Source organism: Paenibacillus oleatilyticus (assembly GCF_018998565.1).
In the GTDB taxonomy this organism is placed as follows: domain Bacteria; phylum Bacillota; class Bacilli; order Paenibacillales; family NBRC-103111; genus Paenibacillus_G; species Paenibacillus_G oleatilyticus.
In genome coordinates, this window is record NZ_JAHNZO010000018.1 from 150207 (window position 1) to 163882 (window position 13676).

Annotated in this window: 13 protein-coding genes; all 13 read right to left on the bottom strand. The window is 44.3% G+C overall.

The annotated features are described in order from the left end of the window. Positions 1–23 precede the first annotated feature (23 nt). The gene (locus tag KQX66_RS22365) at positions 24–1043 is read right to left on the bottom strand and encodes a dipeptidase (protein ID WP_216795017.1); all 1020 of its coding nucleotides are present in this window, start codon (positions 1041–1043) and stop codon (positions 24–26) included. Between the two features lie 65 nt (positions 1044–1108). Continuing rightward, positions 1109–2215, bottom strand: a complete 1107-nt coding sequence (locus KQX66_RS22370; protein WP_216795018.1) for an aminopeptidase — start codon at positions 2213–2215, stop codon at positions 1109–1111. A gap of 28 nt (positions 2216–2243) precedes the next feature. Beyond that, positions 2244–3215, bottom strand: coding sequence for an ABC transporter ATP-binding protein (locus KQX66_RS22375; protein WP_216795019.1), 972 nt, complete (start codon positions 3213–3215; stop codon positions 2244–2246). Then, positions 3212–4201 (bottom strand): ABC transporter ATP-binding protein, encoded by a 990-nt coding sequence (locus KQX66_RS22380; RefSeq protein ID WP_216795020.1) that lies wholly within the window; start codon positions 4199–4201, stop codon positions 3212–3214. Before KQX66_RS22380 ends, KQX66_RS22375 begins: the two co-directional genes overlap by 4 nt. 46 nt (positions 4202–4247) lie before the next feature. After that, complete coding sequence (locus tag KQX66_RS22385; protein ID WP_438804206.1) at positions 4248–5048, bottom strand: ABC transporter permease; 801 nt, start codon at positions 5046–5048, stop codon at positions 4248–4250. A gap of 88 nt (positions 5049–5136) precedes the next feature. After that, positions 5137–6075, bottom strand: coding sequence for a nickel ABC transporter permease (gene nikB, locus KQX66_RS22390; RefSeq protein WP_216795022.1), 939 nt, complete (start codon positions 6073–6075; stop codon positions 5137–5139). Positions 6076–6094: 19 nt separating this feature from the next. Further along, on the bottom strand, positions 6095–7180 hold the full coding sequence (locus KQX66_RS22395; RefSeq protein ID WP_216795023.1) for a serine hydrolase domain-containing protein: 1086 nt from the start codon (positions 7178–7180) through the stop codon (positions 6095–6097). Continuing rightward, a complete protein-coding gene (locus KQX66_RS22400) occupies positions 7177–8643 on the bottom strand; it encodes a serine hydrolase (protein WP_216795024.1) in 1467 nt (488 codons plus the stop codon). Before KQX66_RS22400 ends, KQX66_RS22395 begins: the two co-directional genes overlap by 4 nt. A gap of 44 nt (positions 8644–8687) precedes the next feature. Continuing rightward, positions 8688–10304: an ABC transporter substrate-binding protein gene (locus tag KQX66_RS22405; protein ID WP_216795025.1), complete on the bottom strand. Its 1617-nt coding sequence runs from the start codon at positions 10302–10304 to the stop codon at positions 8688–8690. A 133-nt stretch (positions 10305–10437) separates the two neighbouring features. Beyond that, positions 10438–11460: a MerR family transcriptional regulator gene (locus tag KQX66_RS22410; RefSeq protein WP_216795026.1), complete on the bottom strand. Its 1023-nt coding sequence runs from the start codon at positions 11458–11460 to the stop codon at positions 10438–10440. A gap of 68 nt (positions 11461–11528) precedes the next feature. Continuing rightward, positions 11529–12641, bottom strand: a complete 1113-nt coding sequence (locus tag KQX66_RS22415) for a HAMP domain-containing protein (RefSeq protein WP_216795027.1) — start codon at positions 12639–12641, stop codon at positions 11529–11531. A gap of 69 nt (positions 12642–12710) precedes the next feature. Next, complete coding sequence (locus tag KQX66_RS22420) at positions 12711–13058, bottom strand: winged helix-turn-helix domain-containing protein (protein WP_216795028.1); 348 nt, start codon at positions 13056–13058, stop codon at positions 12711–12713. 335 nt (positions 13059–13393) lie between these two features. Continuing rightward, on the bottom strand, positions 13394–13676 hold a 283-nt coding region (locus KQX66_RS22425), incomplete at its 5' end, for a DDE-type integrase/transposase/recombinase (protein WP_216795029.1).

Consider the following 13676-nt stretch of genomic DNA (forward strand, 5'->3'; position numbering starts at 1 on the left):
CGCGCATCATGTTATATCGTCGTTCAATCCAATTTCTCTCTTATTTCCAGACTTCTTTTATAGACCCTGATAAAGTTTTTGCCCATGATCAGCTCGATCGCTTCTTCTGTATACCCTCTTTTAGCAAGAGCCCTGGCAATCTCCGGTACCTGGATGTGTCCTTTTACAACGTCAAAATCTTTGCGCGATGCCTGTGCGATTGCATCTGGCGAATCGTACTTCATGAATGGCTCGATTATATCCAGGCCGATTCCGACATGCTCTACCCCAACGAGTGATGTAATATGGTCCACATGGTTCAGCAGGTGTTCGAGATCTGACTCGTCATCGTTATCTGCTACAAAAATATTGACACCATTTATGCCGATCACCCCATTGGTGGAAGCAATCGCCTTGATTTGCTCATCTGTAAGATTGCGCATAGAGTCAGCAAGTGACCGACAGTTGGAATGGGAGGCGATGATTGGCTTTTTGGCGATTTCGATAACATCCCAGAAGCCTTCATCGTTTAGATGGCTCACATCGATGATCATCCCCATTGCTTCTGCCTCTTCAACCAGTCGCACGCCAAATTCGGTAATTCCCCCTTTTTTTCCCTCACGCACTGGCGAAAAGTGACTGCCGTCTCCAACGAAGTTGCGTCGGCTCCACACGAGTCCCATAAAACGCACGCCCAGCTCATAGAAGATTCGAAGCATACTCAGATCGTTGTACAACGGTTCGGCTCCTTCCAAAGAAAGGACAAAGCCGACTTTTCCCGCTTTTTTTGCATTTTCGATATCATCCACACTTTTACATACCATGATTTTGTCAGGTGATTCATGCGCCTCTGCATGTAGCGCACTTATTTGCTGGAGCGCCTTTCGCAGGCCCATCTCTGGCAAAAATTTGTTGTCGATATAAATTGCAGCGACGATGGTATGTACCCCGCCTGCTACAAAACCAGGCAAATAGTCCGATACAATGACGTTTCTTTTGCCATGTTCCCGTTGGACTGCCACATCCAACAGCAGATCAAAATGAGCATCAATAACGTGTGTCATGCGCTTTTTCCACTCCTTTTCCTTGGCATTCTATCTTTACTCGCTTCTCTTGTGCTGCGCCGATTTTATCTCAAGTTTTCAGGATTGAGCGGTTCCATTGCCGGTATCACGAACCGTCCATCTTTTCGAATCAACCGATCGTCGAACCAGATCTCTCCCCCACCATACTCTGGACGTTGGATCATGACCATATCCCAGTGAATCATGGAATCGTTACCATTTGGAGCAATGTCATAGCATTGTCCCGGTGTGAAGTGGAAGCTGCCATCAATTTTTTCGTCAAATAAGATATCCTTCATGGGTTCCCGAATGAAAGGATGTACCCCCAGTGCGAACTCGCCAATAAACCGCGCACCTTCATCCGTATCCAAAATGCCCGTCAATCGCTTCGTATCATTAGCTGTCGCATTCACGATCTTCCCGTTTGCAAACTCCAGACGAACATTTTCAAACGTAAAGCCTTGATAAGGAGATGGCGTGTTAAATGTGATGACACCGTTCACCGAATCTCGTACCGGAGCAGTAAATACTTCTCCGTCGGGTATGTTCATTTCTCCCGCACACGGAATTGCTGGGATGCCTTTGATCGAAAAGGTAAGCTCGGTGCCTGGTCCGATTATTTTCACTCTGTCTGTTCTTTCCATCAGTTCCTTTAGCGGAAGCATTGCGTTGGCCATTCTGGCGTAATCCATCGTGCAGACATCAAAGTAGAACTGTTCAAAAGCTTCTGTACTCTTGTTAGCCAGCTGAGCCACAGAAGGATTGGGATAACGGAGATAGACCCATTTTTTCTGGAGACGAACCTCTCGCACCGATTTGGTAAAGGAAGCGGACAGCTTCATCTGCTCATCAGGCACATCGGACAGCTCGTTGATATTGTTTCCGCCATCAATGAGGATAAAAGCATGCATCTTCTCCATCTGATAACGATCAATCTCTGCCCAAGTCCGAAACTGTTCTGTGGTTCCTCTCAACAAAAGCTCGCGATGTATGCTGATATCTCGCAAGTTAACAAAAGGATGTCCTCCCGCTTTATGGACAGCTTTCACAAGCTCCTTGATCAAAGGCGTGTCGATTTCAATCGCTTCAATCAGTACATTGTCCCCTGGCTGTACATGAGTCGAGTAGTTCACCAGCACATTCGCCAATTTGGTAAGACGTGAGTCCAACATCGATCACTGACACCTCCGCCATCTTTTTTTATTTTCCCGCCATCGAATAGAGATGACAGGCGACCATTCTTCCTTCTACTTCTTTCAACACAGGAGTTTCTGTTTTGCAAACATCCATACATGCCCAGCAGCGCGGGTGAAACTTGCACCCTTTGGGAGGATTGGAGGGTGAGGGCAAGTCCCCCGTTAAAATAATCCGTTCCCTTTTTTCATCTGGATCAGAAACGGGAACGGCTGAGAGAAGTGATTGCGCGTACGGATGCATCGGCCTTTGAAATAGCTCTTCTTTTTTCGCCAGCTCGATAACTTCCCCCAAGTACATGACCGCTACTCGATCAGCAATATGTTCGACGACACGTAAATCATGAGAAATAAAGAGGTATGTGAGAGAAAACTGCTCCTGCAAATCTTGAAGCAGATTAAGAATCTGGGATTGAATCGATACATCTAGAGCGGAAACCGGCTCGTCGGCAATAATTAGCTTTGGCCTTAGCATCAAGGCACGAGCAATCCCAATCCTTTGTCTTTGTCCCCCTGAAAACTCATGCGCGTATCGTGAGAGGTGCCTTTTGCTCAAACCGACAATTTCAATCGTCTCTTCGATCAGCGATTGTCTATGTTCCTTTGGTATATCATGGGCAATCAGCGGTTCTGTTAAGACGTGCTGAATCGTCAGCTTGGGATTCAGCGTATCAAAAGGATTTTGAAACACCATTTGCATATTACGCCGTACCTTGTGCATGTCCGCTTTGTTGAAAGTACGGATGTTGTTGCCTTGGAACACGATCTCGCCATCAGTCGGCTCTACCAAGCGCAGAATGCACCTTCCAAGCGTCGATTTGCCGCATCCTGACTCCCCGACAATGCCTAAGGTCTCTCCCACGTTTACCGTCACATTCACGTCGTTGACAGCGTGTACGTAGGTTGGCTGTTGGAACCACCCTTTGCTTGTAAGAAACCGCTTCTGCAAATTTTTCACTTCCAAAAGAGGCGTCGTCATACATTCACCGCCGATCTCTTCCCTATATCTTGATACAACCAGCACCGGCAATGGGACTGATCGTCCACAGCCATCAACTGAGGATTCTGTTCGGCACAAATGGGCATGGCTTTGTCGCATCGCGGAGCAAAGCGGCAGCCTTTGGGATATTCGTCTGGGGCCGGTACACTTCCGGCGATGCTGTTCAGACGCTTCTGTCCTTTTGCCTTATGCGGAGTGGAATGGATCAAGCCGATGGTGTATGGATGCTTCGGGTTACGCAGCAGCGTACGGACATCTGCTGATTCAATGACCTGCCCCGCATACATCACCATCACCCGGTCACAAGTCTCGGCAACAACTCCCAAATCATGTGTGATCATGATCAGAGACATGCCCAATTCCACGCGGACTTTTTGAATCAAATCCAGAATTTGTGCCTGAATCGTCACGTCGAGAGCTGTTGTCGGCTCATCCGCAATCAATAGCTTCGGGCTGCAAGCGATCGCCATCGCAATCATGACCCGCTGTCTCATCCCTCCAGATAAACGATGAGGGTATTCGTTGTAGATTTCATTCGCTCGTGAAATCCCTACCTGTGTAAGTAGCTCAATCGACTTTTGCTTTGCTTGCGCGCGCTTCATACCTTCATGCTTTTCGAGTCCTTCACTCATTTGCTTGCCGATTGTCAAAACAGGATTAAGCGCGGTCATCGGCTCCTGAAAGATCATCGCCATTTCTTTTCCTCTGATTTTTTGCATCACTTTTTCGTTAAACGCCAATATTTCAGTACCGTTTAACTGAATGCTTCCTTCAATTTTTCCGTTCTTCCCGAGCAAGCGCATGATAGAGAGGGAGGTAACGCTTTTCCCGCCCCCAGACTCTCCAACAATTCCCAGGGATTCTCCTTTCCCGACGTACAGAGAAAGATCATCCACTACCTTGAATTCTTTATTATTTTTTGTAAACGTAGTTGTCAAACCGTACACTTCCAGTACGTTAGTCATGTTGTCCCCTCCTTGCTACTGAATGAAAGCTGATTTTTTACCGTTTCTATGTTTTCGGGTCAAAAATATCGCGCAGGGCATCGCCTAGCATGTATACAGTAAAAACTACGACAGTTATCGCGATTCCCGGAAACGTCGCCAGCCACCATGCTTCCCCCAAATAATCCTTGCCTTCACTCAGCATCGTTCCCCACTCAGGAGTAGGCGGTTGCGCTCCAAGGCCGATAAACCCGAGTGCGGATGTACCTAAAATTGCGCTTCCAATGAACATAGTCGTATACACGATTAGTATATTTGAAATATTCGGTATCATTTGGTTGATAATAATCCACCAGTTGGAGCTTCCGATTGACCGACTTGCTTCCACATACCCTGCTCCCTTGACGGTTAGAGCTGCCCCTCGGACGAGGATAGAAAAAGCGGGTACGGACGCGATGCCGATTGCAATCATCGCATTTTCCTGACTGGGCCCAAGGACTGCTACGATCGCCAAAGCCAATACAATCCCTGGCAACGCGAGCAAGACATCCATGATCCGCATCATCACGTTATCAAATAATCCTCCCAAATAGGCGCTTGTCACACCGATGAGCGTTCCGGTTACAAACGTCATTGCAGACGCCATCACCGCTACTGTCAACGTCACCCTAGTTCCATACAGCAAACGCGATAATATATCGCGGCCAATCGCATCCGTCCCAAGCCAAAATTCCTTCGATGGACCTTGCATAAAAGCTTCGTAATACGTTTTGGTCGGATCGTGTGGAGCAATCCAAGGACCGATGATACCGATTACAATAATACCCAGCATCATCATGAAACTAAATCGTGCTTTCTTTTGTTGCATAATCTTTCCTAGCAATTCAAAACGGGGAAGAGACCTTTCTTTACGCCCTATCGAATCGACGGAAATCGTTTTGTTGACCTGACCCATACTACACTCCCTCTCGTTTTACCGTGTAGTCGATACGTGGATCGAGGATGGCGTACAACCCGTCAATTACGATCACGACAAGAACGTAAATCGCACCGATAAACAATGTCGTTCCCTGTATCATGGGGAAATCTCGCGAGCTGATCGCTTGAATCGCCAATGTCCCTATCCCCGGCCAGTTGAATACTTGCTCAACAATGACAGCCCCGCCTAACAGTCCCGCGAATTCTAGTCCGATTACCGCAACAATCGGGATCATCACGTTGCGAAATGCGTGCCGCATTAGCACAAGTCGCTCACTCATGCCTTTTGCACGAGCTGTGCGGATGTAATCATTGGATAAAACTTCCACCATGCCTGCACGTGTCAAACGACTGAGCGATGTCGCCATCAAAATACCGAGCGTGAACGCAGGCAGTACGATATCCATGAATCCGGTGCCTCCTGCGATCGGAAACCAGCCCAAGTGCACAGAAAACACCAAAATCACAAGAAGACCTAACCAGAAACCCGGCAGTGCCATGCCAAAGGTTGACAACGTCATGACGAAGCTATCAATAAACGTATCTTTCCATCTCGCAGCAAGGACTCCCATGCCTATTCCGACAACAACAGCAACACCTAGACTTGCCACTGCCATTTTCGCCGTTGCTGGAAAGCGCTCTGCAATTTCCGTGCTTACAGGTCTTCCTGTCTTGAGTGACGTACCCAAATCTCCTTTTACTACCCCGGACGCATAGCTGAGATACTGAGTCACGAGAGGCTTATTGAGCCCAAGCTCTTCTCGCAGCGCCTCGATTTGTTCAACCGTTGCCCGCTGACCGAGCATAATACGTACCGGATCGCCAGGGATGAAATGAATGAGCATAAAGGTAAAAATCGAGAGTCCAAAGAGAACAATGACACCCGAAATGAGTCGCTTGAAAATGTATTGCTTCATGATGTGTTCACCCCCATCCTTATGGAATGATGTACGGTCGTTCAAATATAATATTTTCGACTGCTTCAAGAGTCTTTTCCGTCCACTGATGTTCCTGATCCACGTTTGTAAGATAAATAATCGTTTTATCTGTCCCAATATATCGTCGTAACCAGCTTCGATACCCCGGCCAGCTTCCGCCGTGTTGGACCACTTTTCCTGTCACCTGATCTTCTTGCAGTCGCCAGCCATAACCATAATTAGACATACTGTTGTCAGAAAGTCGCACTGGGGAAAAGGCTTTTTCTAGCGTTTCTTTCTTGACCAGTTTTTCTGTGTAAAGCGCTCTGTCCCACTTGCGTAAGTCATCCAGAGTTGAGTTGACAGCACCGTCTCCCTGAATGCCATCCAGATGAATGACAAAATCGTGCTCACTTGATTCATCGGGCAACACAAATGCTTCAGATGGGGCAGAATATACATAACCATAGGCGTAATGCTGGATCAACTGAGGAGAATATCTTCGGTTGTACACTCTTGTGTTGTGCATATTGAGTGGTTGAAAAATATGCTTTTGCAAGAAATCTGCAAATGGTGTGTCTGCTACGTGTTCTACAATGGAAGCCAATAAAGCATAGCCGGTATTGCTGTACTCATACTTTTCATTCGGTTGAAACAAGACGTCTGGTCGATGCTTTTGTAGCTGATCGAGAATGTCTTGATTCGTAGCAATTTTCGTTTTATCCCAGCAATGAGAAAATAGCTCCATGTAATCAGGCAAACCGGATGTGTGCACCAGTAGATTCTCTACGGTAATATCGGCATAGGGAAAATCCGGGAAGAAGTTGTCAACTTTATCTGAATAATCGAGCTTCCCTTGTTCCTGCAGGATCATGATGCCCATTGCTGTAAATGCCTTGGAAACCGATGCGAGTTCAAATACCGAATCCGGTGACAATTTTTCAGCTGTTTCCCGATTGGCCATCCCTATGGAATTTTGATAGAAAGGGTTCCCTTCTTCCAAAATCAATAGGTTCCCGCTCCAATTGTTTTTTTCAGCAATTGTTGAAAGAAGCTCGTCAAGCTGGCGGCATCTCACATCACTTGCGTTGGCTCGCTGTGTCATTTTTCGTTTCCCCCACTCGCCTTATTTCCAAACGTATTCGCAGCTACCTCTTTCGAACATTGTCTCCCCGCAAAAGCCATTCGAACAATCTCATTCTTTCCGTTTCTGATAAACCGTGCAGAGGCATCAGTTCCAAAAAGCCGGATGACAAAAAGATCTTCAGCAAATGGTCTCATCACATAGTTTTCTCCCGAAAAGGAGAGCATCAGTTGACCATTATCCAATCTGACCGGCAAAGTCCCAATCTCTCTCGATTGATAATCCCCCACGAATTGATGCATTACTTCCTCAGATACGGAATCATACTTGCTATCCAGGTGTGAGGATTCTGGAGGGCGGTTTTCCAAACTATTTAGCGCACCCGACATGATCGCCAAAGCCGGCGACAATTCGATATTGGACAGCACTACTCCGGCCAGTCCTGTTTCGGGAAAGAAGCACATCTGACTGGTAACCCCTTTTAAACCACCACTATGTTCAACAAACTTTTTTCCATAATAATCAGACGTTATGATCAAGCCGTACCCGTAAAACTGACCAGGTGTCATATCTGTCGGGAAATAAGGAGTCATCATTTGTTGTACACTTTCAGGTGTCAGGATAAGGTTTCCCCCGGCTGTAAGCCCACTTTTGCAGAACATGTCCGTATATCGCAGCATATCCCGCACCGTTGATTTCAATGCTCCTGCCCCCCGGGAAGCGGGAAAATCCCACCAATTCGGAGATGAGATCACTTCCTTTTGATCGCCTCTGTCACGCATGATATACAGTTTTGTAATATTCTCATACCCATTCAGCTCTTCCAAGAAAAAGCTAGTGTGCTCCATCCCGATTGGTTCAAGGATGTGCTCTTTGACATACAACTCATACGACTTGCCGCTGACGCGATTGATGATCGCCCCCAGCAAGGCGAAGCAATCATTAGAATAACTGAACTCTGTACCTGGAGGCCCTAAAAGCTCTACATCTAATGTAGAAATAACATGCATCAATTCTTCGTACGTATCGATTGGTACCGTAACACCTCTATTGCTTTCCGGGAATGAATGGTCTTCTGCCCCATTCGCTTCCAAACTTCGCATCACCGTTGCAAACATTGTTGGCAAGGGAGGAATGCCACTCGTATTCGTCATAAAATGATGAATCGTGATTTGCCCAACATCAATATTTTTCAATCGGAATTCCGGCAAGTATTTCACTACAGGGTCATGTACGGATAACTTACCGGCTTCCTGTAATTGCATGATCGCCACACAAGTAAAAGATTTCGTTATGGATGCAATTCCAAATACCGTATCGATCGTAACGCCTACCTGCTGTTCTACATCTCGGAAGCCAAATCCCTTTTGATAAAAGAGTTGTCCATCCTTTGCCAATCCCAAACCTACACCAGGAACCTGACCTTTAGTTATCAATTTTTCCGCATACGTTTCAAAAGAATCAACCCATCCGTTATTTTGCATTCGCTACTCTCCCTTCTTTCACATATAGATCGTCTAATTGCTTGTTAGTTCTCGATCCAGCTGTCATTATAGGTGGGCATGATAGATGTCCACTTCACTCCTTTTACTCGCGAATTTATGACGGTAAAGACCTTATCGAAATAGATTGGGACAACATACGCTTGCTCAACTATACGTTTTTGTACATCCTTATACACTTGGTTTCTGGCATCAATCTGTATGGTTGTACGCCCTTTCAAAAGGAGAGCATCCAGTTTGTCATCTTTTACACCTGTCATGTTGTAGGCACCGTTGGAATAAAAGTAAAAGTATAAAATATCTGGATCATCATACGCACCGGTCATTAGCGTTAGATCAAAATTCCCTTTGACTGCTTCCTGCAAATACGTCCCTAGTTCTAGCTTCTGAATCGTAATTTTGATACCAGCTTCCCCCAGCATTGCTTGTACCAATTGGGCTTCTTTGTCAATATCTGTACTACTAAGCAAATCCAGACTAAATGTTTTCCCGTCCTTTTCTCTCACACCACTCCCGTTAACTTTCCAACCAGCGTCGTCCAACAATTTCTTTGCTTCGTTCACATTATACTCGTACCCATACTTCTCTAAAGATTTGTCATACCCTAGCGTTGCTGGAGATAACGGCGTTTGGGCTACTTCCCCATCTCCCTGCATAACAGCTTGGATAATGGCTTTTTTATTGACGAGCATATTTAATGCTTGACGCACCTTAATATCCTGAAACTCCGGTCTTCTCAGATTCATCTCCAGCAACATACCCACTCCAGAACGTACACGCTCCATAACTTGATATTTCGGATTGTTTTGAAATTTTTTCGCTTCTTTAACAGGTACCTCCGTTGCTACATCAATCGCACCACTCTCTAGCGCTGACATCCTCAGATTGGTGTCAGGAATCGATTTTATGACAAGTTTGTCCGCTCTTGGAGGTCCTTGATTTTCATAATAGGCCTCTCCCCACTTAAAAGCTTCATTTCTAACCAAGGTGACTTTGCCCGCTTTCCAGCTCTCAAACTTCCACGGCCCTACTCCTACAGGATTCCGGCCGTAAGCCTCTCCTGCCTTTTCAATCGCTTTCAACGATAACGGCTGCGAGGAATTAATCCCTAACGTATAGAGAAAGGTAGCATTGGGTTCATATAGTTCCAGAACGAGAGTATGATCGTCTGGCGCTTTCACACTTTTTATTGGAGTCATTAATTCACCGACTGTCATTGCTTTCGTCTCCGGATTGAGAGCGCGATCGAAGGTTTCCTTAAAACTTTTTGCGGTCAGAGGTGTCCCATCGTGAAAAGTAATCCCGGAACGAATGGTAAAGGTCAACGTTTTGCCATCCTCTGAAATTTTATAGTCACTTGCAAGAGAGGGCTTGTATTCGTTTGTGGCAGGATCCTTATAGAGCAGGGATCCACCCAGCAACCAGGTATAGACCTCAGCTGATCCAGCAGACTTCTGGACATCTAACGTATCCGGATCATAAGGGTACGCTACTGTAATGGTTCCGCCCATCTCTGGTTTGGCACTCTCTTTTTGCTCGGCTGGTTCATTTTTTTGACTGCTGCAGCCAACCACCATAAACATACAGAGAGTCACAAATCCCCCCAAAAAGACTCTGAACGTTCTTCGCTTGTTTTTCTTCATATAACTACAGTCCCCCCTACTTCACTTTTCTGTCTGAAAGTACTTCCGATGATTGTTATGATTTCACCTCCTTTGCAAACTGTACGTTAATCATGTTAACGCTTCCAAAGAAAGTGAAAGACAAAGAGTTCTATTACTCTTTATCCAGTTGTTGAAGCTTCCACACTAATGCTTGGTAGAATAACTCATTTGTTTTCATATACGATTGCAGACTTGGGTACAAGATAAAGCTAATTCTTCTGAAACGTTCGAGATTTTCTGACTGCATTGAAAGCATCTTTTCTGCAAACCGCCGGAAAAATGACTCCGAGACAAGGGGTTCGTCAACATCGGCAAACAGCGAGACATACTCTTGAACGTTCGCCTGTACGAAAGGACTGTCAGGAGTTGCATGTTGCTCCGCTAACTTCAACAACTGTTTATGGTTTTTCATCATTTTGGCGCTCCACATCTCAACGCTGATTCTCGGTAGCTGAACGACTTCCAGGTAGGACAGAAAATCTTTCTTCAACTCCCGAACAATCTGTGAATCATTAAACATTTCCTCCAACTCATCTAATGCAGCCGTTTGTGCTGCCGAAAGCTTACCATCCAGCAAAGTAGAGACTTTAATCCCAAGTAAAAAAATCTCTCGCCATTCAACCGGAAATTGTTCAGGGAAAACGGACAAGAACATTTTTTCCAAAATAAACTTTTCCCGTGCCAATGTATTTGCTGAAATTGATTCAACCAGCTCGTACATAAAGCGGAGAGAATCTGTGCCACCCTTACTCTGCTTGGTCTGTTCCAAAATGGATTTCATGCTGGCAAGCGTACGCATTTGGTTGTCCAACACTTCCATTTGCCAGTCTATTGCTGTATCAACAGGTGTATCCCCAGATATCATTTTCTGAATCTCATCAATGCCAAAATTCAGATAACGGAGCGTAAGGATCAGTTTTAACCGCCATATTTCCGCTGCTGTATACAGACGATGACCGCCAGACGTTATCTCTGCAGGTGAGAGCAGGCCGATCTCGTCGTAATAACGGACAGTGGGTACAGTAGATCCTGTGATTTTCGCCACTTGTCCGATGGAAAACTTCACTTCTTTTGCTGTCGGATCAGTCTGTTGATCTTGTGTGGTGTCTACGCTGTTCCTCGAATTTGAGTGCACGTTGCAACACCTCCAAAGTTATTATAAAACCTCAAGTAACTTGAGATTCAAGTTGAAAGATGAGTAATCTAATTTCTCATGCGGCACATTCCAAAATAGTATGCAGGCTCCTTTTCAAACATTCCGTTTTCAATGACTTCGCTATAAAGTGAAATTATCCCAAGCGGTGTTTTAAACTCATGTGCCAGGTCAGCAAGCAGCAGCTTCATACGTTTTTCGTTTACTTTTGCTATCTCAGCCGATTGCTGCAATTCTTCCATTGCTGCTTGAAGGTTGTCTGCCATCACATTTATGCTTGCTGAAAGTTGTCCAACTTCGTTCTGTAAGTTGACATTTGCCCTGACTGAAAAATCCTTGGAAGCAAGCTTACTGGTTACATTTGAAAGACGCACGATAGGTGCACTTAGCTTCCTGGACAAAATAAATACCGCGGCTATTAAAAGGATGCCAAGAATACAATACACTGTATAAAAATAATTGCTAAAATATCGCACTTCACTATTGGATACAACAATAGGCCGGATCGTTACAAAATAAGTCACAACTCCGTCTTTACGCCTGCTTTCTGAAATAATATAGTACGAAGTTCCTCTCTTATCTGTAAACGGCTCTTTTGTAATCGCAGCAAGATAAGTTTTTATATCTTTTCTTTTAATCAGGCAAGCTTTCATTAGATCATAGATGATTCGTGCACGGTTGTTTAAAAGACTTCCTTCATTTTTAGTATACCAGTTACTGGTTGCCGTCATTGTTTTCGTGCTCTTTGCTCTCTCTGTTTGTCGATATAGATAGATATTGTTCGTAGAGAGGATCGAATAGGGTTCAAAGTAATTGCTTTCACCCACACGTACCGCTTCAATCGTGAGTATATCATTTAAATTAATATTTGGCATTTCATTTAAACCGCTGATAAGAATACGACAAATGCCAACTCCGGGTACTCGAACCGTCAAAATGCTTAGGTAGTTGAAAAGCCCTTGCCCAATAACGCTGTAATCTTCGGTAAAAGCAAACACAGGTGCGTCATAAGACACAGCATAGGTACTTAAAACAGAATTGGCCTGCTCATTTTTGCTGCTAGAAAATTGTTCAACCGCACTTTGAAATTCTGCACGGATATCTCTTAATAAAAAATTGCTATATAGGGAAGTGAAATATTTGCCAAAAAATATAAATTGCAAAACAAATACAAGTAAAAATATTAGATAAGATTGTAAAAAATATTTGAAGCATTATTGATTTCTTAATTTTCATATGTTTTTCTCGTATTTGTACCCGACAGAAATGACTGTTTTGATAGATATCGAATAAGTCCCAAGCTTACGTCGTATATTTTTTATATGATTATCGACAACACGGCTCTCGTTATAATAGTCGTAACCCCAGACCGTATTGAGAAGATAATCGCGTGTCATGGTACGACCCTCGTTAAGCATTAAAATTTGTAGCAAATGAAATTCCTTTTGCGTTAATTCGATATTCATCCCATCAATAATACACCGAAAACCATCTATGTCCAGTTCGATATCTTTTGCTGTTATCTTCACAGGATCAGCTTTGGCCTGCCTTTCAAAAATACGCCGAACATGATTCTGCATGATTTTTCGCCATCCTGATTTTTTGGAGTTATTTTCTAATTATATCATATAAAAAACTATCTCATACCGTTCAGATACAAGTTCTCTTAGTAAACTACGATCGAGTTCAAACTTCATGCATCTCATTCGCCTGCCCGTTTCACATTTAAATTATCATCGTCACATTCTTTCCCATTATACTATCAAAAACAAATAAGGACCGTTCGAATAATAGGATTTTGTCTCCCCCCATTCAATCGGGCCTTCCGTTTCTACATCCCTTATTTCAATTAATAAATGTGGTTCTGGTGCAAGGATTTAAAAAAGTCGCAGTTACACGACAAACTATACTTTGACTATGCCACTAAACCAAGTATCTTATTTAGCCATTCAACAGCAGTGAGGACAGTCGAATTATCATCGGCCTGCCCTTTCCTTATCATATGTAAAGCCTCAATTCCCTTTAACGTCTGATCCGCTGTAAGAAACGATTTGAAACCAAGCATCGGTTTTGTGATTTTCTTAATGAATCGGTGATCTTGCTCCACAATGTTGTTTAGATATTTAGTCTGTCTAATCAAGATTTCTTTTGGTAGGGATTTCCCCATTATTAATTCTTGAATGGCTGGTGGATATGCT

Bases quoted from the DNA above. Each gene is read 5' to 3' on its own strand.
- KQX66_RS22365 (WP_216795017.1), bottom strand. From the start codon at position 1,043: ATGACACACGTTATTGATGCTCATTTTGATCTGCTGTTGGATGTGGCA.
- KQX66_RS22370 (WP_216795018.1), bottom strand. From the start codon at position 2,215: ATGTTGGACTCACGTCTTACCAAATTGGCGAATGTGCTGGTGAACTAC.
- KQX66_RS22375 (WP_216795019.1), bottom strand. From the start codon at position 3,215: ATGACGACGCCTCTTTTGGAAGTGAAAAATTTGCAGAAGCGGTTTCTT.
- KQX66_RS22380 (WP_216795020.1), bottom strand. From the start codon at position 4,201: ATGACTAACGTACTGGAAGTGTACGGTTTGACAACTACGTTTACAAAA.
- KQX66_RS22385 (WP_438804206.1), bottom strand. From the start codon at position 5,048: ATGCAACAAAAGAAAGCACGATTTAGTTTCATGATGATGCTGGGTATT.
- nikB (WP_216795022.1), bottom strand. From the start codon at position 6,075: ATGAAGCAATACATTTTCAAGCGACTCATTTCGGGTGTCATTGTTCTC.
- KQX66_RS22395 (WP_216795023.1), bottom strand. From the start codon at position 7,180: ATGACACAGCGAGCCAACGCAAGTGATGTGAGATGCCGCCAGCTTGAC.
- KQX66_RS22400 (WP_216795024.1), bottom strand. From the start codon at position 8,643: ATGCAAAATAACGGATGGGTTGATTCTTTTGAAACGTATGCGGAAAAA.
- KQX66_RS22405 (WP_216795025.1), bottom strand. From the start codon at position 10,304: ATGAAGAAAAACAAGCGAAGAACGTTCAGAGTCTTTTTGGGGGGATTT.
- KQX66_RS22420 (WP_216795028.1), bottom strand. From the start codon at position 13,058: ATGCAGAATCATGTTCGGCGTATTTTTGAAAGGCAGGCCAAAGCTGAT.